The 20,912-nt window shown below is 46.0% G+C and carries 21 protein-coding genes, 1 tRNA gene and 2 rRNA genes; 11 read left to right on the forward strand and 13 right to left on the reverse strand.

What is annotated here, in order from left to right:
* The 3 genes from AC6R16_RS19610 to AC6R16_RS19620 all read left to right on the forward strand — a co-directional run.
* A 23S ribosomal RNA gene (locus AC6R16_RS19610) occupies positions 1–702 on the forward strand; the annotation flags it as partial.
* 91 nt (positions 703–793) lie between these two features.
* Positions 794–909: ribosomal RNA gene (rrf, locus tag AC6R16_RS19615) — 5S ribosomal RNA — on the forward strand.
* Between the two features lie 32 nt (positions 910–941).
* Positions 942–1,018 (forward strand) — tRNA-Asp (locus AC6R16_RS19620).
* 699 nt (positions 1,019–1,717) lie between these two features.
* On the opposite strand, the gene AC6R16_RS19625 is transcribed toward AC6R16_RS19620, so the two are convergent.
* Positions 1,718–3,019 (reverse strand): cation:proton antiporter, encoded by a 1,302-nt coding sequence (locus tag AC6R16_RS19625; protein ID WP_500675488.1) that lies wholly within the window; start codon positions 3,017–3,019, stop codon positions 1,718–1,720.
* Between the two features lie 169 nt (positions 3,020–3,188).
* Here AC6R16_RS19625 and metH point away from each other — a divergent pair, with 169 nt between their 5' ends.
* Positions 3,189–6,866: a methionine synthase gene (gene metH, locus AC6R16_RS19630; RefSeq protein ID WP_500675489.1), complete on the forward strand. Its 3,678-nt coding sequence runs from the start codon at positions 3,189–3,191 to the stop codon at positions 6,864–6,866.
* 63 nt (positions 6,867–6,929) lie between these two features.
* On the opposite strand, the gene mgtE is transcribed toward metH, so the two are convergent.
* From mgtE to AC6R16_RS19690, 12 genes are all read right to left on the reverse strand, one after another.
* Entirely contained in the window at positions 6,930–8,285 is a 1,356-nt protein-coding gene (mgtE, locus tag AC6R16_RS19635; RefSeq protein WP_004748609.1) for a magnesium transporter, read from the reverse strand.
* A 111-nt stretch (positions 8,286–8,396) separates the two neighbouring features.
* Positions 8,397–8,675: an HPr family phosphocarrier protein gene (locus AC6R16_RS19640; protein WP_004409805.1), complete on the reverse strand. Its 279-nt coding sequence runs from the start codon at positions 8,673–8,675 to the stop codon at positions 8,397–8,399.
* 3 nt (positions 8,676–8,678) lie between these two features.
* Positions 8,679–9,542 (reverse strand): RNase adapter RapZ, encoded by an 864-nt coding sequence (rapZ, locus tag AC6R16_RS19645; RefSeq protein ID WP_272786200.1) that lies wholly within the window; start codon positions 9,540–9,542, stop codon positions 8,679–8,681.
* Positions 9,542–9,988, reverse strand: a complete 447-nt coding sequence (ptsN, locus tag AC6R16_RS19650) for a PTS IIA-like nitrogen regulatory protein PtsN (protein ID WP_171326059.1) — start codon at positions 9,986–9,988, stop codon at positions 9,542–9,544. Before ptsN ends, rapZ begins: the two co-directional genes overlap by 1 nt.
* Positions 9,989–9,992: 4 nt before the next feature.
* Positions 9,993–10,280, reverse strand: a complete 288-nt coding sequence (gene hpf / locus AC6R16_RS19655) for a ribosome hibernation promoting factor (protein ID WP_069667687.1) — start codon at positions 10,278–10,280, stop codon at positions 9,993–9,995.
* A gap of 24 nt (positions 10,281–10,304) precedes the next feature.
* A complete protein-coding gene (locus tag AC6R16_RS19660; protein WP_171326062.1) occupies positions 10,305–11,771 on the reverse strand; it encodes an RNA polymerase factor sigma-54 in 1,467 nt (488 codons plus the stop codon).
* 50 nt (positions 11,772–11,821) lie between these two features.
* Complete coding sequence (gene lptB / locus AC6R16_RS19665) at positions 11,822–12,547, reverse strand: LPS export ABC transporter ATP-binding protein (protein ID WP_004748600.1); 726 nt, start codon at positions 12,545–12,547, stop codon at positions 11,822–11,824.
* Positions 12,548–12,549: 2 nt separating this feature from the next.
* Positions 12,550–13,047: a lipopolysaccharide transport periplasmic protein LptA gene (gene lptA / locus AC6R16_RS19670; RefSeq protein ID WP_171382701.1), complete on the reverse strand. Its 498-nt coding sequence runs from the start codon at positions 13,045–13,047 to the stop codon at positions 12,550–12,552.
* On the reverse strand, positions 13,028–13,591 hold the full coding sequence (lptC, locus tag AC6R16_RS19675; RefSeq protein WP_171382702.1) for an LPS export ABC transporter periplasmic protein LptC: 564 nt from the start codon (positions 13,589–13,591) through the stop codon (positions 13,028–13,030). The genes lptA and lptC overlap by 20 nt, the downstream gene beginning before the upstream one ends.
* Entirely contained in the window at positions 13,588–14,145 is a 558-nt protein-coding gene (kdsC, locus tag AC6R16_RS19680) for a 3-deoxy-manno-octulosonate-8-phosphatase KdsC (protein ID WP_486794742.1), read from the reverse strand. Before kdsC ends, lptC begins: the two co-directional genes overlap by 4 nt.
* A complete protein-coding gene (locus tag AC6R16_RS19685) occupies positions 14,145–15,110 on the reverse strand; it encodes a KpsF/GutQ family sugar-phosphate isomerase (protein WP_486786839.1) in 966 nt (321 codons plus the stop codon). The genes kdsC and AC6R16_RS19685 overlap by 1 nt, the downstream gene beginning before the upstream one ends.
* A 19-nt stretch (positions 15,111–15,129) precedes the next feature.
* A complete protein-coding gene (locus AC6R16_RS19690) occupies positions 15,130–16,095 on the reverse strand; it encodes a calcium/sodium antiporter (RefSeq protein WP_004748594.1) in 966 nt (321 codons plus the stop codon).
* A 243-nt stretch (positions 16,096–16,338) separates the two neighbouring features.
* Here AC6R16_RS19690 and mlaF point away from each other — a divergent pair, with 243 nt between their 5' ends.
* The 7 genes from mlaF to murA are packed head-to-tail and all read left to right on the forward strand — an operon-like array spanning position 16,339 to position 20,912.
* Positions 16,339–17,136, forward strand: a complete 798-nt coding sequence (gene mlaF / locus AC6R16_RS19695; RefSeq protein ID WP_239826825.1) for a phospholipid ABC transporter ATP-binding protein MlaF — start codon at positions 16,339–16,341, stop codon at positions 17,134–17,136.
* Positions 17,136–17,921, forward strand: coding sequence for a lipid asymmetry maintenance ABC transporter permease subunit MlaE (gene mlaE, locus AC6R16_RS19700; RefSeq protein WP_004748592.1), 786 nt, complete (start codon positions 17,136–17,138; stop codon positions 17,919–17,921). The genes mlaF and mlaE overlap by 1 nt, the downstream gene beginning before the upstream one ends.
* A gap of 20 nt (positions 17,922–17,941) precedes the next feature.
* Positions 17,942–18,418, forward strand: a complete 477-nt coding sequence (gene mlaD, locus AC6R16_RS19705; protein WP_239854263.1) for an outer membrane lipid asymmetry maintenance protein MlaD — start codon at positions 17,942–17,944, stop codon at positions 18,416–18,418.
* A 10-nt stretch (positions 18,419–18,428) separates the two neighbouring features.
* On the forward strand, positions 18,429–19,070 hold the full coding sequence (mlaC, locus tag AC6R16_RS19710; RefSeq protein ID WP_494505468.1) for a phospholipid-binding protein MlaC: 642 nt from the start codon (positions 18,429–18,431) through the stop codon (positions 19,068–19,070).
* On the forward strand, positions 19,067–19,396 hold the full coding sequence (locus AC6R16_RS19715) for an STAS domain-containing protein (RefSeq protein ID WP_494505469.1): 330 nt from the start codon (positions 19,067–19,069) through the stop codon (positions 19,394–19,396). Before mlaC ends, AC6R16_RS19715 begins: the two co-directional genes overlap by 4 nt.
* Positions 19,389–19,643 (forward strand): BolA family iron metabolism protein IbaG, encoded by a 255-nt coding sequence (gene ibaG / locus AC6R16_RS19720; RefSeq protein ID WP_049845512.1) that lies wholly within the window; start codon positions 19,389–19,391, stop codon positions 19,641–19,643. The genes AC6R16_RS19715 and ibaG overlap by 8 nt, the downstream gene beginning before the upstream one ends.
* A gap of 9 nt (positions 19,644–19,652) precedes the next feature.
* Positions 19,653–20,912, forward strand: a complete 1,260-nt coding sequence (murA, locus tag AC6R16_RS19725; protein ID WP_500675490.1) for a UDP-N-acetylglucosamine 1-carboxyvinyltransferase — start codon at positions 19,653–19,655, stop codon at positions 20,910–20,912.

The following is a 20,912-nucleotide window of genomic DNA, read 5'->3' on the forward strand; positions in this document are numbered from 1 at the left end:
AGACCCGTTATCCGGGTTGAGGACAGTGCCTGGTGGGTAGTTTGACTGGGGCGGTCTCCTCCCAAAGAGTAACGGAGGAGCACGAAGGTGGGCTAATCACGGTTGGACATCGTGAGGTTAGTGCAATGGCATAAGCCCGCTTGACTGCGAGAATGACAATTCGAGCAGGTGCGAAAGCAGGTCATAGTGATCCGGTGGTTCTGTATGGAAGGGCCATCGCTCAACGGATAAAAGGTACTCCGGGGATAACAGGCTGATACCGCCCAAGAGTTCATATCGACGGCGGTGTTTGGCACCTCGATGTCGGCTCATCACATCCTGGGGCTGAAGTCGGTCCCAAGGGTATGGCTGTTCGCCATTTAAAGTGGTACGCGAGCTGGGTTTAGAACGTCGTGAGACAGTTCGGTCCCTATCTGCCGTGGGCGTTGGAAGATTGAAGGGGGCTGCTCCTAGTACGAGAGGACCGGAGTGGACGAACCTCTGGTGTTCGGGTTGTGTCGCCAGACGCATTGCCCGGTAGCTAAGTTCGGAATCGATAACCGCTGAAAGCATCTAAGCGGGAAGCGAGCCCTGAGATGAGTCTTCCCTGACCCCTTGAGGGTCCTAAAGGGTTGTTCGAGACTAGAACGTTGATAGGCAGGGTGTGTAAGCGTTGTGAGGCGTTGAGCTAACCTGTACTAATTGCCCGTGAGGCTTAACCATACAACACCCAAAGGGTTTTGATGGACTCAAAGCAAGAACAGAATTGAATGTGTAGAGAACACAATAGCAGCTTTCCGAATTAAAGAATTTGCTTGGCGACCATAGCGATTTGGACCCACCTGATTCCATGCCGAACTCAGAAGTGAAACGAATTAGCGCCGATGGTAGTGTGGGGCTTCCCCATGTGAGAGTAGGACATCGCCAGGCTTTAAATTTAGACTCAAGAGTCTAACCAGTGCGGAGCGGTAGTTCAGTTGGTTAGAATACCGGCCTGTCACGCCGGGGGTCGCGGGTTCGAGTCCCGTCCGCTCCGCCACTTATTCCAGACCTCAGCAGTAATGCTGAGGTCTTTTTGTATCTGCGGCATTATTTTGGTCTGCGACCAACGAGTCCCGCTTGCCCGAAAGCCCGGCCGTCAGCCATTTATTCAGAAAGCCTAGTCTCACGACTAGGCTTTCGTCGTTTTAAAAGCCCGTTGCTGACGCAACGGGCTTCTTGCGTTTAAGAGGAATGGAACGGACTGCGTCCTCGGGAACGCTTCGCTTGAGATGCGAGAGCGGGCTTCGCCCTGCGAGAGGTGGAAGTAGGGCGAAGAGTGGTGCAGAATATAAGTGTGTTGACAGAACTTACCTCCTAGAAGACACAATCAACCAGTTCTCCAGTTCTCCAGTTCTCCAGTTCTCCAGTTCTCCAGTTCTCCAGTTCTCCAGTTCTCCAGTTCTCCGTAGGACGAAGTCCGTTCCCGCATCCTAGTATCGTTGCTCAACACAACGGCCGACCTTCTATCATTGCGACACTTGTTACATCACAGCGAGGCTTATGGCTGCGCCAGTCATCACCTTATGCGCTGCACTTTCTAGTATTATCCTAATTAAACTGCGTAAATCGATAATAAAACTAGCCACGGAAAACACTGAAAAGTAGCTTTATGTTACCTATGATCCAAAAGCTCTAGATACTAAAAAGGCAGCTTTGTTAGCTGCCTTTGCTTTGTAAATGTTCGAAATTACTATTCTTACTCTGCCTCTTTGCTATCGGAGTCCATCTCTCTTTGGGCAAGCTTGGCTTTTTCGATCATTGGTGTGATGGTTGAGCCTTGGACTAATATCGAGAACACTACTACTGAGTAGGTCATGACTAGGACAATCTCTTTTACATCGATTAGTTTATCTTGAATAACCCAGATACCAGATGGAATTGACAGCGCCATGGCTAATGCCAGTCCACCTCTTAACCCACCCCACGTAAGAATCTTGACCGACCAAGGGTTATATTTTCGAAAACGCTTAAAGCCAATGTATGACAAGAAAACACTTAGGTAGCGAGCTGACAAGACTAGAGGTACTGAGAAAGCCATTAGAATCCAGTCTTCTTTATGGAATTCAAACAACAGCATCGACATACCAATCAGCAAGAATAGAACTCCGTTAAGGAATTCGTCAACGAGTTCCCAGAAGTGATCGAGGTGATCTTCACTCTCTTTGGAGAAACCGATAAATCTGGTCCAGTTACCAATCATAATGCCAGATACGACCATAGCTAATGGTCCAGAAACATGCAGAACTTCGGCAAAGGCATAGCCTGCTGTTGGTATACCTATGGTTAGCAAGAGCTCCATTGAGTGATCGTCGGTAGAGCTGATTAGATAGTGGAACAATAAACCTAAAGCAAATCCATATAAGATGCCGCCCAGCGCTTCTTGGATAAACAGCATGGTAACACTACCAACCGTAGGCGCTTCGGTACCAAAGGCTATGGTAAAGATAGTGACAAAGATAACTAGGCCAAAACCATCGTTAAATAGAGATTCGCCTTCGATTTGAGTAGAGATGCGTTTAGGAGCGTCGAGCTTTTTAACGATAGCCAGTACAGCGATTGGGTCGGTTGGTGAGATAAGCGCACCAAACAGTAGGCAGTAAACTAGGTCAAACTGAATACCGATAAACTGACAGAAACCATAAAGGACAAAGCCAATAAAGAAGGTCGAGAATAGAGTCGCGCCCAGAGCTAAGGCTGTGATTTCCCATTTTTGATCTTTGAGATTGGGTAGCTTGATACCTAGACCACCGGCAAAAAGGAGAAAACCCAATATGCCTTTAAGTAGGAAATCTTCAAAGTTAATGCTCGCCACTGTGTTTGAAGCGATTTCTGTTAAATGAAACCAATCATTTTGGCCTGCTACAAGAATCAACAGCGACAGCATCATCGATCCAGCAGTGATTGCGATAGTGGTTTGCATTTTACCTATCTTGCTGTTTACAAAAGCAATCAACATAGCTGCAGCTGATAGGAAACAGAGCGTGTAATAGACCGACATTAGATTCTCGACATGTAACAAATTATGAATGGGAATTTTCTGCCTACTATGTACAAATAGCAAACATTTTTTTGTCATAACTAAGTCATCAATTTAGTCTTTTAGACGTCTAGACTCCTTTTTAATGTGTGATAGGATGGAGTGATAACTAAAGGAATGAGGCTGTACCGTGGGAAGTAATGTAAGGCAACAGATTGAAGCTCAATTAAAACAACGTATCTTGCTGATCGATGGTGGTATGGGCACCATGATTCAAGATTACAAATTAGAAGAGCAAGATTATCGAGGTGAGCGCTTTGCTGACTGGCATTGCGATTTAAAAGGTAATAACGACTTACTCGTTCTTTCTCAGCCTCAGCTTATTAAAGATATCCATTCTGCTTATCTAGAGGCAGGTGCAGATATCCTCGAAACCAACACCTTCAACGCAACCACTATTGCAATGGCTGACTATGAGATGGAAAGCCTAAGCGAAGAGATCAACTTCGCCGCAGCCAAACTCGCACGTGAGGCGGCTGATGAGTGGACGGCAAAAACGCCAGAAAAACCTCGTTACGTTGCAGGTGTATTGGGCCCAACCAACCGCACATGTTCTATTTCACCCGATGTAAACGATCCCGGCTATCGAAACGTTAGCTTTGATGAGCTCGTCGAAGCGTATTCAGAGTCGACTCGCGCTCTGATTAAAGGTGGCTCAGATTTAATTCTGATCGAGACCATTTTCGATACCTTGAACGCTAAAGCGTGTGCCTTTGCGGTAGACACTGTGTTTGAAGAGTTGGGTACCAAACTGCCAGTGATGATATCGGGCACGATTACCGATGCTTCAGGTCGAACGCTTTCCGGTCAAACAACCGAAGCTTTCTACAACTCCCTTCGTCACGTCAATCCAATCTCATTTGGTTTGAACTGCGCGTTAGGCCCTGACGAGCTACGTCCGTATGTAGAAGAGCTCTCACGTATTTCAGAGACATTTGTTTCGACTCACCCTAATGCGGGTTTACCTAACGCCTTTGGTGAGTATGATTTATCGCCTGAAGATATGGCGGTGCATGTTAAAGAGTGGGCTGAGAGTGGTTTCTTAAACCTGATTGGCGGTTGTTGTGGTACGACTCCAGAGCATATCCGCCAAATGGCTATCGCGGTAGAAGGAGTAAAACCGCGCGCATTACCAGAGCTTATTACGGCTTGTCGTCTATCTGGTCTTGAGCCACTTACGATTGAAAAAGAAACCCTGTTTGTTAACGTTGGTGAACGAACTAACGTAACGGGTTCTGCGCGCTTTAAACGTCTGATCAAAGAAGAGCTTTATGATGAGGCGTTAGAGGTTGCACGCCAGCAAGTCGAGAATGGTGCGCAAATCATCGATATCAACATGGATGAAGGCATGCTTGATGCTGAAGCATGTATGGTGCGTTTCCTCAACCTGTGTGCCTCTGAGCCAGAAATTTCCAAAGTGCCTATCATGGTCGACTCCTCTAAGTGGGAGGTTATCGAAGCTGGCTTGAAGTGTATTCAGGGTAAAGGCATCGTGAATTCCATCTCACTCAAGGAAGGTAAAGAGAAGTTTGTTGAGCAAGCTAAGCTGATTCGTCGCTATGGTGCGGCTGTTATCGTGATGGCGTTTGATGAAGTTGGTCAGGCAGAAACGCGTGAACGAAAACTGGAAATCTGTACTAATGCGTACAATATCTTGGTTGATGAAATTGGTTTCCCACCTGAAGATATCATCTTCGACCCGAACATTTTTGCTGTTGCCACTGGTATCGAAGAACATAACAACTATGCAGTAGACTTTATTGAAGCGGTTGCGGACATCAAGCGTGACCTACCTTACGCGATGATCTCTGGCGGTGTCTCGAACGTTTCATTCTCATTCCGCGGCAATAACTACGTCCGTGAAGCGATTCACGCGGTGTTCTTATACCACTGTTTCAAGAACGGTATGGACATGGGCATCGTTAACGCAGGTCAGCTTGAAATTTACGACAACGTACCCGACAAATTGCGTGAAGCGGTGGAAGATGTGGTTCTAAACCGACGCGATGATGGTACAGAGCGACTGCTCGATATTGCCGCTGAATATGCAGGTAAAGGCGTCGGAAAAGAAGAAGATGCCTCGGCGCTTGAATGGCGTACTTGGTCAGTTGAGAAGCGTTTAGAGCATGCGCTAGTTAAAGGTATCACCGAGTTTATTGTTGAAGACACCGAAGAGGCGCGAGTTAATGCGAGCAAGCCGTTAGAGGTGATTGAAGGTCCACTAATGGACGGCATGAACGTGGTAGGTGACCTGTTTGGCGAAGGTAAGATGTTCTTACCTCAGGTAGTTAAGTCTGCCCGCGTGATGAAGCAGGCGGTGGCTCACTTAGAACCTTTTATTAATGCCTCTAAGCAAGCGGGCTCGTCGAACGGTAAAATTCTTCTCGCGACAGTAAAAGGTGATGTTCACGATATTGGTAAGAACATTGTTGGTGTTGTTCTACAGTGTAATAACTACGAGATCATCGATCTTGGTGTAATGGTGCCGTGTGAGCAGATCCTCAAAGTCGCCAAAGAAGAAAATGTCGATATTATTGGTCTGTCCGGCCTGATTACTCCTTCATTGGATGAAATGGTTCATGTGGCAAAAGAGATGGAGCGTCTCGACTTTGACTTGCCACTGCTTATTGGTGGCGCGACGACATCGAAAGCCCACACTGCGGTTAAGATTGAGCAAAACTACAAACATCCCGTGGTGTATGTAAACAATGCTTCGAGAGCAGTTGGTGTGTGTACTTCACTGCTGTCAGATGAGCTGCGTCCTGCTTTCGTCGAGAAGTTAGATGCTGACTACGTCCGTGTTCGTGACCAACACAATCGTAAGAAGCCAAGAACTAAGCCTGTGACTCTTGAACAAGCGCGTGCTAACAAAGTGGCGATTGATTGGGAGAGCTATACACCTCCAGAGCCTGCTAAGCCGGGTGTTCATGTGTTCGATGATTTTGATGTTGCCACACTGCGCAACTACATTGACTGGACGCCTTTCTTTATGACTTGGTCGCTTGTCGGTAAGTACCCAGCGATTTTAGATCATGAAGAAGTCGGTGAAGAGGCGAAGCGTCTGTTTAAAGATGCCAATGATCTGTTAGATCGAGTAGAGAAAGAAGGTCTACTTAAAGCACGGGGCATGTGTGCGCTGTTCCCTGCAGCAAGTGTTGGCGATGATATTGAGGTGTACACCGATGAGTCACGCACTGAAGTGGCCAAAGTGTTGTATAACCTGCGTCAGCAAACAGAGAAGCCAAAAGGCTTTAACTACTGCCTATCTGATTATATTGCCCCTAAACAGTCAGGTAAGAAGGACTGGATTGGTGCGTTTGCCGTGACGGGTGGTATTGGTGAGCGCGAACTCGCTGACCAGTATAAGGCGGCTGGTGACGACTATAACGCCATCATGATTCAGGCGGTGGCCGATCGCTTAGCTGAGGCATTTGCCGAGTACTTACATGAGCAGGTACGTAAAGAAATCTGGGGCTATTCTGCAGATGAGAACTTATCGAACGATGAACTGATCCGTGAGAAGTATCAGGGGATTCGTCCTGCTCCTGGTTACCCAGCTTGTCCTGAACATACTGAGAAAGGCTCTCTGTGGGATCTGCTTAAAGTTGAAGAGACCATCGATATGTCACTGACGACAAGCTATGCGATGTGGCCAGGCGCGTCTGTTTCTGGTTGGTATTTCTCTCACCCAGATTCTCGTTACTTTGCGATCGCGCAAATCCAACAGGATCAAGCGCAAAGCTACGCGGACCGTAAAGGTTGGGATATGCTCGAAGCCGAGAAATGGTTAGGGCCAAACCTTAACTAGTTCTAAATAAAGAAACAAAAAGCGCAGCTTATGAGCTGCGCTTTTTAGTCTCTGAAAGTCTGGTTAAATCATGATGGTTGCTAAGCCAAGGAAGACCGATAGGCCGATAACGTCAGTCACTGTTGTGAGCGCCATGCCTCCTGCCAGTGCCGGGTCGATGTTCATCTTCTTGAGCAGAATAGGGATGGTTACCCCAGCCACACCTGCGACCAGTAAATTGGTCAGCATTGCGGCGGAAATAATGCCACCCAACATCCAATTTCCTTTCCAAGCGACAACGATACCGCCAATAATCAATGCCCACATGATGCCATTGAGCAGGCCGATTGCAGCCTCTTTCATCAGCAGTTCACGTTTGTTGGCATCACCGATATGACCAAGTGCTAAACCACGGATCACAAGAGCAACAGTTTGGTTACCCGCGACGCCGCCCATAGAAGGAACTATGGTCATCAAGACAGCAATTGCCGCCATTTGGTCAAGCGTCGCTTCAAACATATTTGATACGGATGCGGCAGCAAGGGCAGCGAGAACGTTAGCTCCTAGCCAGATACTTCGTTTACGCGCTGATTTTACTACAGGGGCGAAAGTATCTTCGTCATCATCCATACCCGCCATACTCATCATAGAGTGCTCAGCGTCTTCACGGATAACATCGACCACGTCATCGATAGTGATACGACCGACCAAGTGTTGGTTCTCATCGATAACAGGTGCCGAGACCCAGTTACGTCGTTCAAACAGGCTAGCAATGTCAGAGTCGCTCATGGTGACATCGATAGCTTCATCGGCATCTTCCATCACATCGCTGATCTTAACGTCAGGCTGAGTGGTTAGAAGGGTTGTGATCGGCAGTTCGCCAATCAGACGGCTCTCTTCATCAATCACGTACAAAGCATCGGTGGCTTCTGGAAGCTCTCCTTTCATACGCAAATAACGAAGCACAACATCGACGTCGACATCACCACGAATGGTGATAACGTCGGTGTTCATCAAACTACCAGCAGTGTCTTCCGGATAAGAAAGGGCCGTTTCAACCAATAGACGCTCAGCAGCATCCATTTGGGATAAGACTTCGCGCGAGACGTCATCAGGAAGGCTTCGGAGTACGTAAGCGACGTCATCCGTTTCCATACCTTCTGTGGCTTCAGCAAGCATCTCCGGCGCCATCTTAGACACCAGATCATCTTTAACGTCTTCGTTTAATTCATCAAGAATTTCACCGTAATCTTCCGGATCGGTGAGTTGCCAAAGGACTTCACGACTTTTACGTGGAGAGGCTTCTAAGAGATGGGCAATATCTTCTGGTTCCATGTCCTGAAGTTGGCGGCGGACATGGACAAAACGACCATTTTCTAGAGCTTCGGTAACTTCTTGGAGGGCTTGGTGAGCTTGATCGAATTCTATTTGCTCTGCCATTCATTCCCCCTGACTCTCTATGCTTACAATGCTGTGAATAGTAACTTAATTTTAGAATGTATTTAATAAGTTATTGTGAAGGAGGGTTATTTAGTGCTAATTGGTCGCGAATTACTCGTCTTCGTCAAACTTGTCTTCAATAAGATGGCAAACAGCTTCTAGTGCAGGGTGTGCATCACTGCCTTCAGCGCTGATTGTGACATGCTCGCCTTGCGCTGATTCGAGCATCAGCAGTCCCATCACGCTGTCTGCTGTCGCTTCTTTGCCTTCATGATTTTGAATAGTAAGGATGGCATCAAAGGATTGAGCCAGTTCGACTAGTTTTACAGCAGCACGAGCGTGAAGACCTAAACGATTTTGGATTAAGACAGTACGGCTTTGCTGCTGCATAAACTATTCCTTGTGGTTTTTCTCTAGTGAAGCGTGACGAATCTGAACTTGATGTCCCATCTGTGCAAAGTATTCGCCGATTTGCTGAGTCAGGTAGACAGAGCGGTGTTTGCCGCCAGTACAACCAATCGCTACGGTGAGATAGCTACGATTGTTCTTCTCTAGCATTGGCAACCAGTGTTCAATGAACTTTTGAATTTGCTGCTTGAGCTCCATCACTTCATGATGACCTTCCAAGAAGGATTTGATTGGCGCATCTAAGCCAGTTAATGGCCTTAAATCAGGTTCCCAGTGCGGGTTAGGCAAGAAGCGCACATCAAACACGTAGTCGGCATCGCTTGGCAGACCGTACTTGAAACCAAAAGACTGAAAGACCATCACAAGATCTTTGCGTTCTCGCCCTTCAACGCGCATACGTACCGTTTCACTCAGTTCATGCAGAGATTGATTACTACTGTCGATCACTAAATCAGCATGCTCTTTGAGAGGAGAGAGGATACAGCGTTCTTTCTCAATCGCCTGCTCTAACGAGGTGTTTTCAATGCTGAGTGATAAAGGATGAATTCGACGTGTTTCGCTGTAGCGTTTTAGCAGCGTCTCTTTATTGGCATCCAAAAATAGCACGCTGACGTCAGAGCTTTTCTTAAGCTTAGTTAACACGTCTTCGACTAAGTTTGGTTCAGTCGGTAAGTTACGGATATCGATGCTAACGGCGACATTCTGTTTGCTGGTTTGTACCGATTGAACAAAGACTTCAAGCAGGTCGACTGGCAGATTATCTACGCAGTAGTAACCTAAGTCCTCCAGTACGCGTAACGCAACGCTTTTACCTGCACCGGACTGACCGCTAACAACGATAAGGCGCATTATTGGTTAACCATGATGTCGTAGAGCTCTTGGTCTGACTGAGCTTTACGCAGTTGTTTGAGGATCTGTTTATCGTTTAGACGTTCCGCCATACTCGAAAGTGTTTTTAGGTGCTCTTTACATTGTGCATCTGGCACGAGTAGAGCAAAAAGTAGGTCGACAGGGCGATTGTCAATTGCGTCAAACTCAACAGGCGATTCACACTGTAGCAATACCGCGACAGCTTTATCGCTTGATTGCATACGAGCATGGGGAATGGCTATTCCATTTCCAATGCCAGTACTGCCCATTTTCTCACGACTGAGCATACATTCAAAAAGTTCGGTTGAGTTTTGCCCCGTTTGTTCAGCAACAAGTTCACTGATCATTTCAAGGGCTCGTTTTTTACTAGTACATTGAACTGCACTTTTGGTGCAGTTCAATGTAAGGATTTCGCTTAGTTGCATGGTTTTAGTGGGCGTTTAGCTTTTCTTTGTGCTTGTTAAGCTGTCGAACAAGTTTGTCGACGAGCGAATCGATCGCTGCATACATGTTTTCATCTTCTGAAGAGGCATGGATTTCAGCTTGATTTACGTGAAGGGTAGCTTCCGCGATTTGACGGAGTTTTTCAACTTTTAATACCACATGAATACTGTTGATATGGTCAAAAAAGCGTTCGAGCTTCTGAAACTTTTCGTTTACGTAGTCTTGCATTGAATCGGTTAGATCAACGTGGTGGCCATTAATATTGATTTGCATAGACTTTCCTTCTCGGTTGTAGGCCTAAAGCAGGCGTTTGCGCTGACTTGAAGGGGCTATTCCTAAAGACTCTCGGTATTTCGCTATCGTCCTACGAGCGACCTGAATCCCTTGGTCAGCGAGTAGAGCTGCAATCTTACTGTCACTGAGTGGTTTCGCACTGTTCTCTGCAGCGACGAGTTTTTTAATCAGTGCGCGGATTGCAGTTGATGAGCACTCTCCGCCATTGTCGGTGCTGACATGGCTTGAAAAGAAGTACTTCAGTTCAAAAATGCCACGAGGGGTATGCATATATTTCTGCGTTGTCACCCTAGAAATGGTGGACTCATGCATGTCGACAGCTAACGCAACATCATTAAGCACCATTGGTTTCATGGCTTCTTCACCATACTCAAAGAAATCGCGTTGATGTTCAACAATACACTTAGCAACTTTGAGTAACGTCTCATTTCTACTTTCTAAGCTTTTAATTAGCCATTTTGCTTCTTGCAGATTACTGCGAATGTACTGGCTATCCGCATTATTACCTTTACCCAGCGCGGCATATTGCTGGTTGACCTTCAATCTTGGTACTGAATCAGGGTTGATGGTGACTACCCATTTTCCGTGGTCCTTAAATACGGACACATCTGGAATGACATATTCAGCATGGTCAGGGGCTATGCGGCTTCCCGGTCTTGGGTCAAGCTGTTGAATTAGCTTGAGCACTTCACGTAGCTCTGCTTCTTTTAGCTTAGTCTCTTTTATGACCAGTTTGTAATCACGGTTACCTAACTGATCAATATGATTAGTCAGTACTAACTTAGCTTCTGTTAGCCAAGGTGTATCTTCTGGGAAGGTAGCTAACTGAAGTAACAAACAGTCTTGGAGGTTATTAGAGGCAACGCCGAGTGGATCAAATTGTTGGATACGTTTACGTACCGCTTCAATCTCTTCGATCTCAATCTCTTCGTTATTGAAACTTTCAAGGATGTCCTCAGTTGAGACGGTTAAGTAGCCATAGTCATCAATGGCATCGATCAGTGCTAAGGCGATAGTACGGTCTGTTTCACTAAATGGCGTAAGGTCTAATTGCCAGATCAGGTAGTCTTGCAGAGACTGAGTAGTCTCACCTTGGTAAACAGGGGCGTCATCATCAAGAGCAATACCGGTACTGCCCGTGTTAGCACTGTAGACATCTTCCCAAGTGGTATCAATTTCGAGGTCGTTACTGATTTCAGATTTTTCAATCAGCTCTGAGCTGTCTTTAACATCAGGTTCTGCTGTTTCTGCAAGCTCAACGGTGGGCTCTTTCTCTTCATTGCGGCTTGTTTCTTCAGCAGATGGCTCATCACTGGTTTCTTCAACCTCTAGTAGAGGGTTTGAATCCAAAGCTTCTTGAATCTCTTGTTGAAGATCTAGCGTCGACAGCTGCAACAAACGAATCGCTTGCTGCAATTGAGGTGTCATCGCTAACTGCTGTCCTAGCTTGAGTTGTAATGAGGGTTTCATTCAGTATTACTTGCCTTAATGCTGGAGAATCTTACCGTTCTTCCCTTTAATCATAGACGGAATTGTTCGCCGAGATAAACTTGTTTCACTTGCTCGTTGTTGAGCACTTGGTCTGGTGTACCTTCTGCGATGAGGTGACCTTGGCTTACAATGTAAGCTTTTTCACATACATCCAGTGTTTCACGAACGTTGTGGTCAGTAATCAGTACACCTAGTCCACGATCTCTTAAATGTTCAATGATCTTTTTAATGTCGATAACAGAGATCGGGTCAACACCTGCAAACGGCTCATCCAACAGAATGAATTGAGGGTTGGCTGCTAGGGCTCGTGCAATTTCTACACGGCGACGCTCACCCCCTGATAATGCCATACCCGCGCTGTGGCGTATGTGCTGAATGTGGAATTCTTCTAACAAATCCTCTAGCTTGTCTTGGCGCTCTTCGCGAGTCATCTCTTCACGAGTTTCCAAAACCGCCATAATGTTGTCTTCAACGGACAATTTACGGAAGATAGAAGCTTCCTGAGGAAGATAGCCAATACCCATGCGTGAGCGGCTATGCATCGGCAGGATACTGATGTCTTCGCCGTCGATAGTAATCGCACCTTGGTCACGTGCGACTAGGCCAACAATCATATAAAACGAGGTTGTTTTACCTGCCCCGTTTGGACCTAAAAGACCAACAATCTGCCCCGATTCCACTTGCAAACTTACATCGGTAACAACGGTACGATTGCCGTAAGTTTTGGCTAAGTGTTCAGCTTTAAGTATTGCCATAATTATTCTTGTACTGCTTGTGGCTGAAGTACGGTAGAGACGCGATCGCCTTTCTGTTTACCGTCAGCAATCAGCTTCTGAGATGAAATTTTGTAGCGAATTTTCGTACCGCGAATCACGCTGTCATCTTGTGAAAGCATGGCTTCATCGATCATAGTCAATTGGTCATCAACCATGACGTAGTAAAGCTCTTTTGCTTCACCGTAAAGCGTTTTTCCATCATCCGTTAACTGAGAAAATGTTGCTAGGTCTCCGTACCCTTCAATCTCTTGGATTGAGCCATCTTTGGGATCACGGATAACAATAACTTTGTCAGCATTGATATTGATACTGCCTTGTTTGAGTTTTACGTCACCAAGGAAAGTAACTTTATTGCTCTGCATATCTAGCTGTTGGCTATCTGAGTCGATATAAACCGGTTGATCTTGGTCGGTCGACAAAGCCATCGCTTGGCTAGACAGTAATAAACAAGAAATCAGACTAAGGTGTGAGAGTTTCATATCTACTTTGTACGTGATTGTAGAGGGTAGCGTGATTATCGGCGAAATTACCCGTCATCGCTTGCCCTACTGTTTCAAATTGAGGCCCAACCATGATTACTTGGTTGTCTGCCCAAAAGTCTCTACTGTCTAGCTGGATGTTCATAACATCGGTAGACAGGGTGTCAAAGCCTGAATCAGGTAATAAGTTTGTCGCTAAAACATCTTCATAAAGCGTCAAAACATGATCTTGGCTTAAAACACCGCGGACTGCTGTCACTTCCCACTCTTGAGTGGTGCCTTCCTTATAAACTTTAAGGACTGGCTGATAAAAAATGGTATCGCCACTTCTTGCGAAGTGGTCAAGATTTACCGATGTTATTACGTAGCTGCGAATGCCTTCCTCATTGTATGAGGTGTTGACTAGACCTTCACCACTGAACATCGGGAGCTCTGTATCTGGTTCTACCTGAATATCATAACCCTGCTGCTTATCGAAAAGATAGTAAGCAGACCAGCATATTATGAAAGTCAGGATGAGATATCCAATACGAGATAGACTCATATACTTAGACCTTTATGAACATCGAGTTCGTTTCGTGCTTGTAGAATTAGGTCGCAGACTTCTCTTACTGCTCCATGTCCACCTCGAATAGAGGTCACGTAGTTTGCTCGACGTGCCAGTAGTGGGTGTCCATCAGCCACACATACTTTTAAAGCAACTTGCTCCATCACTGGCCAATCAATTAGGTCATCACCAATATAGCCAGTTTGTTCAGGTGCAATGTCGAGCTTGGTACAAATATCCTGATAGGCTTTGATTTTGTCATCTTGCCCTTGGTAAATCAGGTTTATACCTAATGCCTTCATACGGTTTTCGACGATCTGAGAGCGTCGACCAGTAATAATGGCGATTTCAATCCCCGCATTCATTAGCGATTTTACGCCATAGCCATCACGGGTATGAAATGTTTTCAGTTCTTCACCATTGTTGCCCATGTAAATCAGGCCGTCAGAGAAGACGCCATCGACATCGCAGATCAATAGTTTAATGTCTTTGGCAATATCTAGAATGGATTGTTCCACTGGTTGATATAAAGTTTCAATCATTTTCGACATTACATCACTCCAGCTTTCAATAAATCATGCATGTTGAGCGCGCCAACCACTTTGCCATCGTCACATAGGATAAGGCCATTAATGCTTTTGTCTTGCATTAAGTTTAGCCCTTCAGCCGCGAGCATATTGGGCGCAGCAACCGTTGGGTTTACTGTCATCACATCACCGATCAGCGCAGTGTGAATATCAATGCGCTTATCTAATATTCTGCGTAAATCACCATCGGTAAAAATGCCAACCAGTTGCTGGTGGTCATCGACAACAGCCGTCATACCCAGCCCTTTTTGGCTGATTTCGAGCAGCGCATCACGAACAACAGTGCTCGGAGTGACGAGTGGTAAGGCTTCACCTACGTGCATGATATCAGATAGCTTAAGCAGCAGCTTTCTTCCCAACGCACCACCTGGATGAGATAGGGCAAAGTCTTCTGCTGTAAAACCGCGTGCTTGCATCAGTGCCATTGCTAACGCATCGCCCATTACTAGGGTTGCCGTGGTGCTAGATGTTGGCGCAAGTTGGATTGGACAAGCCTCTTTTGGCACTGTGATTTGCAGATGAATATCAGCCAGTTTTGCCATGTTCGACTTCGGCTTGCCAGTCATACTGATGATTTTAATATTGAGGCGTTTTAATACTGGGAAAAGCCCAAGGATTTCTCCAGATTCACCTGAGTTGGAAATCGCTAGCACAATATCTCCGGGCTCGATCATGCCTAGATCGCCGTGAGCAGCTTCGCCTGGATGAACAAAAAAGGATGAGGTGCCTGTACTGGCAAGTGTCGCAGCAATTTTGTTGCCGATATGACCAGATTTACCCATACCCATGACCACGACCTTGCCATCTTTGTTGGCAAGGATAAGCTCACATGCTTTGATAAAGTCTTGGTTTAGATATTGGTCGAGCTGTTCTAGTGCTGCGATCTCGGTTTTTAGTACTTCTAGTGCCGCAGAGCGATAGTCAAACATACAGAACTCCAACAGGGTTTTAGGCAGTCATGTTCATAATTAAGTAGGCTTGGTAGCCAATAAAGCAGCAGAATAGGGCTGCACCTTCAAAACGATTAATGCTACGAGACTTACCTAGCGCCATCGCAACAAGCAGTAGTGAGACACCAAGCATGACCCAGAAATCACGTCCCATTGCATATTCACTTAAAATTGATGGATTTAGAATGCCAGGGATACCCATGACTGCGAGAATATTGAAAACGTTCGAGCCGATGATGTTACCGACTGCCATGTCATCTTCGCCTTTCATAACGCCAGCAAGAGAGGCCGCTAGTTCAGGTAAGCTAGTACCAACCGCAATAATCGTCAGACCTATCACTAGATCGCTCATGCCAAAGTATTGAGCAATGATTACTGCATTGTCGACTAATACATCAGCAGCCAGAGGCAAAACAATCAGGCCTATCACTACCCACATCGCCGCTTTGCCGTTACTTACGCCTTCTGGTACTTCGGATTCTTGCTCTTCAATGAATGCATCGCCGTTCTTTTTCTCGTTGCGGCTGATGCGCAGCATAGTGAGGATAAAAGCGGCAAAAAGTGCAAACAGTAATACACCTTCATAGAAGCCCAAGTGGCTATCCCACAATAGAACACCCGCTAATAGCGTTACTCCGATCATCAAAGGTAATTCGCGGCGTAGAACACCTGAGCTGATTGAGAGTGGCTTAATTAGCGCGGTGATGCCTAAGATTAATGCGATATTGGCAATGTTCGAGCCTAGGACGTTACCTACAGCAGTATCCGTTTTACCATCGAGAGCTGCAGTGGCAGAAACCATCATTTCAGGTGCTGAAGAGCCCATAGCAAGGATGGTCATACCGATAACGAGAGGAGAAATACCTACGTTACGAGCCAGGGCAGCAGCACCAAACACCAGTTTGTCGGCACTCCAAACCAAAAATACCAATCCAATAATGAGAAACACAACGGCTTCAAGCATGATGATTCCTAATCAATATACAACGAGAGAATTTAACCGTTAATTTTGACGGTTTGGGGGTAAAAAGAAAAGCAGTTCATTCAATTAATTGTTAACCAAATACGTAATTAGAGCGACTAAGGTAGAGTAGGCGGGCGATAGAGTGAGAATTCGAATAACTCACATTTAATTGAACAGTGCTTTAAATTCAATTTGAATGTGCTTATGATTGCCCATTCTTAAAGGAACAAATATGAGTCCAGCATGGAATCTGAAGACCTAGTCACCGTTAAGCAGCTAACGTTTTCTCGTGGCGAGCGCAAGATCTTTGACAACGTCAGTCTACGTGTACCTAAAGGTAAAGTGACTGCGATCATGGGTCCATCAGGGATTGGTAAAACAACCTTGCTGCGTCTTATCGGCGGCCAAATCTACCCTGAGAGCGGCGATATTTGGTTTGATGGTAACAATATCCCCACTTTAGGCCGACGCAAGCTCTATCAAGAACGTAAGAAAATGAGCATGTTGTTCCAATCTGGAGCCTTGTTTACTGACTTGTCAGTGTTTGACAATGTCGCCTTTCCTTTGCGTGAACATACCGAGTTGGACGAGTCGATTATTCGCACTTTAGTCCTGCTTAAATTAGAAGCTGTCGGATTACGTGGTGCGGCGCAGTTAATGCCAAGTGAACTCTCTGGGGGTATGGCAAGACGTGCTGCTTTAGCTCGAGCGATCGCACTCGACCCCGATCTCATCATGTACGATGAACCTTTTGTTGGCCAAGACCCGATAACGATGGGCGTGTTGGTGGAGCTGATTCGTAACTTAAATCAGGCGTTAGGTGTTACCTCTATAGTCGTGTCGCATGATGTTCCTGAAGTGATGAGTATTGCGGACTGGGTGTATATTTTGGCCAACGGTAAAGTGATTGCGAGCGGAACGCCACAAGAGTTACGTGCCAATATGGATCCACAAGTGCAGCAGTTTCTTAAAGGGGATGCGGATGGTCCAGTGCCATTTCGTTTCCCATCTCAACCTTTAGCTAAGGAGCTGTTCTTATAATGGGCTTAGCGAATTTCGTAGCTTCGATTGGCCGCCGCACTATGTCGGTGTGTGAAGCATTTGGTAGAGCAAGCTTGATGCTGTTTGGCGCATTAGCGAGTCGGCCCCAGCCGCTCAAAAATTTACCTCTACTGGTTAAACAACTCTACAGCGTTGGCGTTCAATCTCTGATTATTATTGTTTTGTCAGGTCTTTTCATCGGTATGGTGTTGAGTCTGCAAGGCTATGTCATCTTGGTCGACTTTGGCGCTGAAGGTGCTTTAGGCCAGATGGTTGCGCTCTCTTTGCTTCGAGAGTTGGGGCCTGTAGTAACAGCATTATTGTTCGCTGGGCGCGCAGGCTCTGCGTTAACGGCTGAAATTGGTTTGATGAAAGCGACTGAGCAGCTATCGAGTATGGAAATGATGGCGGTTGATCCCCTTAAAAGAGTCATCGCGCCTCGGTTCTGGGCTGGCGTTATCTCTATGCCACTGCTGGCGATGATTTTTATGGCTGTCGGCATCTGGGGTGGTCAGTTAGTCGGGGTTGATTGGAAAGGGATTGACCACGGTAGTTTCTGGTCGGCAATGCAAGCTTCCGTCGAACTTGGACAAGATATTGGTAACAGTATGATTAAGAGCTTAGTGTTCGCAATAACTGTTACTTGGATAGCGCTTTTTAATGGATACGATGCGATTCCGACTTCGGAAGGGATCAGTCGTGCGACGACTCGCACCGTTGTCCACTCTTCATTGGCTGTACTTGGTCTAGACTTCGTACTAACGGCCTTGATGTTTGGTAATTAAATGATGTTTGGGAACTAATCATGCAACAAACTCGCAAGATTGAATTATGGGTTGGTAGCTTCGTTCTCGCTGGAATTTGCGCAATTCTGGTGATGATTTTTCAAGTTGCTGACGTAAAGGGGCTCGGCTCTAACGATACTTATACTCTCAAAGCCGAGTTCGATAACATTGGCAGCTTAAAAGTACGTTCCCCAGTTAAGGTAGGCGGAGTGGTAGTCGGGCGCGTGACTAGTATTGGTCTGAATAGTGAATCTTTACTCCCTGTGGTTTCTATGGCAATCAACAGCACATACAACCAGTTTCCAGAAACGTCGAGCGTGAAGATTTTAACTTCAGGTCTAATTGGCGAGCAGTACATTGGTTTAACGCCGGGCTTTGTATTTGAAGATGAGCAAATGCTGGTGGAAGGCGACTATATCGAAGATACCAAGTCCGCTTTGGTGCTAGAAGATTTGATTGGACAAGTTTTGTATAGCGTTGGTGGCTCTGAAGAGTAAGGAGAGAATGATGTTGAGAAAGTTAGTACTTACTCTGTTTTCAATGTTTTTGGCGTTTAATGCTTCTGCGCAGCCAATTGATAAGACTCAACCTTATCAGATGATGAAACAAGTATCAGAGCATGCTTTCGCTCGCTTAAAAGCAGAGCAAGATCAGGTGCAACAAGATCCTAATCATCTCAAAGTAATTGTTGATGAAGAATTAATGCCTTACGTCAACGAAAAGTATGCGGCTTTGAAACTACTTGGCCCTAATTTAAAAGGGGCAAAACGTGAGGATGTAGGGAAGTTTATCGTCGCATTTCGAGCCTACTTAGTTAGCTCTTACGCGCAAGTATTGACCCAATATACTGATCAGACGATCGAGTTTGGTCCAGAGCCAAAGCTTGACCCTAAAAAGAGCATTACCAGCATCAAAGTCGACATCGTTGATACACCAAGACCAAACATTAAGTTGGAATTTAAGCTACGTCGTGACAAGAAAAGTGGCGAGTGGCAAGCATTTGACATGATTGCCGAAGGGATCAGCCTTCTTTCTAGCAAACAGTCAGAGTGGAGTACTAAGCTTCGCCAAGAGGGCATTCTGTCAGTCGCTCAAGAGCTTGAAGAGCTCGCGAAGCAACCAATTCGGCTTGAGAGTAAAACTCAATGATGGAACCGAAATGGCAGAAAAATCATGACGGTCAGTACTCACTAACCGGTGACCTAAATCGAGATACTGTGCCTAAGCTGTGGCTGTCTCTTCAAACGTTACAGCTCGCTAGCGAGCGGGTTGAAGTCTCGCTTGAGGGCTTAACAAGAATAGACTCTGCTGGAATGGTGATGCTAATTCATCTAATTGAGAATGCAAAAAAACAAAACTGTCATATAATGCTCAGTTTCGTGCCGGAACAACTGCGCACATTATTTCAGTTGAGCAATGTCGATGAACTCATTGCAGGGCATTTAAAGAATACTACAGGGGTGAATTGTGGATAGCGCAAAAGTACAACAGATTTTAAACGAAGCACTTAAATTAGAAGAACTGCACGTGAAAGGCGAAGGCAGTCATTATGAAGTAGTTGCTGTTGATGCTTGTTTCGATGGAATGAGTCGCGTTAAAAAACAACAGCTAATTTATGCACCACTGATGGAATACATCCAAAGAAATGACATCCACGCCGTCTCTATCAAGGCATTCACTCCAGAAGAGTGGGCTCGTGATAAGAAGTTGATGTCACTGTAAGGTTTAATAATGGAAAAGTTTCGAGTTACAGGTTCTAACAAACCTCTTGTAGGTGAAGTAACCATTTCTGGTGCAAAAAACGCTGCACTACCAATTTTATTTGCGTCTATCTTGGCTGAAGAGCCAGTTGAAGTGGCCAATGTGCCTCGCTTGCGTGATATCGACACAACGATGGAGCTACTAGAGCGACTCGGTGCTAAAGTCGAGCGCAATGGCTCGGTTCATGTTGATCCAAGCTGTATTAATGAATACTGCGCACCTTACGAATTAGTTAAAACGATGCGTGCTTCAATTTGGGCTTTAGGTCCATTAGTGGCTCGTTTCGGTCAAGGTCAGGTCTCATTACCTGGTGGCTGTGCGATTGGTGCTCGTCCGGTTGATTTGCACATTCACGGTCTAGAGCAGCTTGGCGCGACGATTACGCTTGAAGACGGCTACGTTAAAGCGAATGTTGATGGTCGCCTTAAAGGTGCTCACATTGTTATGGACAAAGTCAGTGTTGGCGCAACGATTACAATTATGTGCGCAGCTACTTTGGCGGAAGGTAAAACAGTTTTGGATAACGCTGCGCGTGAGCCTGAGATTGTTGATACTGCTGACTTCCTTAACAAGCTGGGGGCCAAGATCTCTGGCGCAGGCACAGATACCATCACTATTGAAGGCGTCGAGCGCCTAGGTGGTGGTAAGCACTCAGTGGTTGCAGACCGTATTGAAACGGGTACTTTCCTAGTCGCGGCAGCGGTTTCAGGCGGTAAAGTAACGTGTCGCAACACCAAAGCGCACTTGCTTGAAGCGGTACTGGCTAAGTTAGAAGAAGCAGGCGCAATGGTTGAAACAGGTGAAGACTGGATCACTGTCGATATGACGGGTAGAGACCTAAAAGCGGTGACAGTTCGCACTGCGCCACACCCAGGCTTCCCAACCGATATGCAGGCTCAGTTCACGCTGCTTAATCTAATGGCCAAAGGCGGTGGTGTTATCACCGAAAATATCTTCGAGAACCGCTTTATGCATGTGCCTGAGCTGATGCGTATGGGCGCTAAAGCAGAGATTGAAGGCAATACTGTTATTTGTGGTGACGTGGATGAGCTAAGCGGTGCACAAGTGATGGCAACCGATCTTCGTGCTTCAGCAAGTTTGGTCATCGCCGGTTGTATTGCGAATGGCGAAACCATTGTTGACCGTATCTACCACATTGATCGTGGTTACGACAAAATTGAAGACAAGCTGTCTGCCTTAGGCGCAAATATTGAACGTTTTCGCGATTAA

It is taken from the genome of Vibrio sp. R10-SG3-ISO10 (genome assembly GCF_059834185.1).

Coding starts and splice junctions, on each gene's coding strand:
- AC6R16_RS19690 (WP_004748594.1), bottom strand. CDS start 16,095: ATGCTTGAAGCCGTTGTGTTTCTCATTATTGGATTGGTATTTTTGGTT.
- lptB (WP_004748600.1), bottom strand. CDS start 12,547: ATGGCAATACTTAAAGCTGAACACTTAGCCAAAACTTACGGCAATCGT.
- kdsC (WP_486794742.1), bottom strand. CDS start 14,145: ATGTCGAAAATGATTGAAACTTTATATCAACCAGTGGAACAATCCATT.
- rapZ (WP_272786200.1), bottom strand. CDS start 9,542: ATGCGCCTTATCGTTGTTAGCGGTCAGTCCGGTGCAGGTAAAAGCGTT.
- mlaC (WP_494505468.1), top strand. CDS start 18,429: ATGTTGAGAAAGTTAGTACTTACTCTGTTTTCAATGTTTTTGGCGTTT.
- hpf (WP_069667687.1), bottom strand. CDS start 10,280: ATGCAAATCAATATTAATGGCCACCACGTTGATCTAACCGATTCAATG.
- murA (WP_500675490.1), top strand. CDS start 19,653: ATGGAAAAGTTTCGAGTTACAGGTTCTAACAAACCTCTTGTAGGTGAA.
- mgtE (WP_004748609.1), bottom strand. CDS start 8,285: ATGGCAGAGCAAATAGAATTCGATCAAGCTCACCAAGCCCTCCAAGAA.
- mlaD (WP_239854263.1), top strand. CDS start 17,942: ATGCAACAAACTCGCAAGATTGAATTATGGGTTGGTAGCTTCGTTCTC.
- AC6R16_RS19660 (WP_171326062.1), bottom strand. CDS start 11,771: ATGAAACCCTCATTACAACTCAAGCTAGGACAGCAGTTAGCGATGACA.
- mlaE (WP_004748592.1), top strand. CDS start 17,136: ATGGGCTTAGCGAATTTCGTAGCTTCGATTGGCCGCCGCACTATGTCG.
- AC6R16_RS19640 (WP_004409805.1), bottom strand. CDS start 8,675: ATGCAGCAGCAAAGCCGTACTGTCTTAATCCAAAATCGTTTAGGTCTT.
- AC6R16_RS19625 (WP_500675488.1), bottom strand. CDS start 3,019: ATGTCGGTCTATTACACGCTCTGTTTCCTATCAGCTGCAGCTATGTTG.
- AC6R16_RS19715 (WP_494505469.1), top strand. CDS start 19,067: ATGATGGAACCGAAATGGCAGAAAAATCATGACGGTCAGTACTCACTA.
- ptsN (WP_171326059.1), bottom strand. CDS start 9,988: ATGCAACTAAGCGAAATCCTTACATTGAACTGCACCAAAAGTGCAGTT.
- lptC (WP_171382702.1), bottom strand. CDS start 13,591: ATGAGTCTATCTCGTATTGGATATCTCATCCTGACTTTCATAATATGC.
- AC6R16_RS19685 (WP_486786839.1), bottom strand. CDS start 15,110: ATGTTTGACTATCGCTCTGCGGCACTAGAAGTACTAAAAACCGAGATC.
- mlaF (WP_239826825.1), top strand. CDS start 16,339: ATGGAATCTGAAGACCTAGTCACCGTTAAGCAGCTAACGTTTTCTCGT.
- lptA (WP_171382701.1), bottom strand. CDS start 13,047: ATGAAACTCTCACACCTTAGTCTGATTTCTTGTTTATTACTGTCTAGC.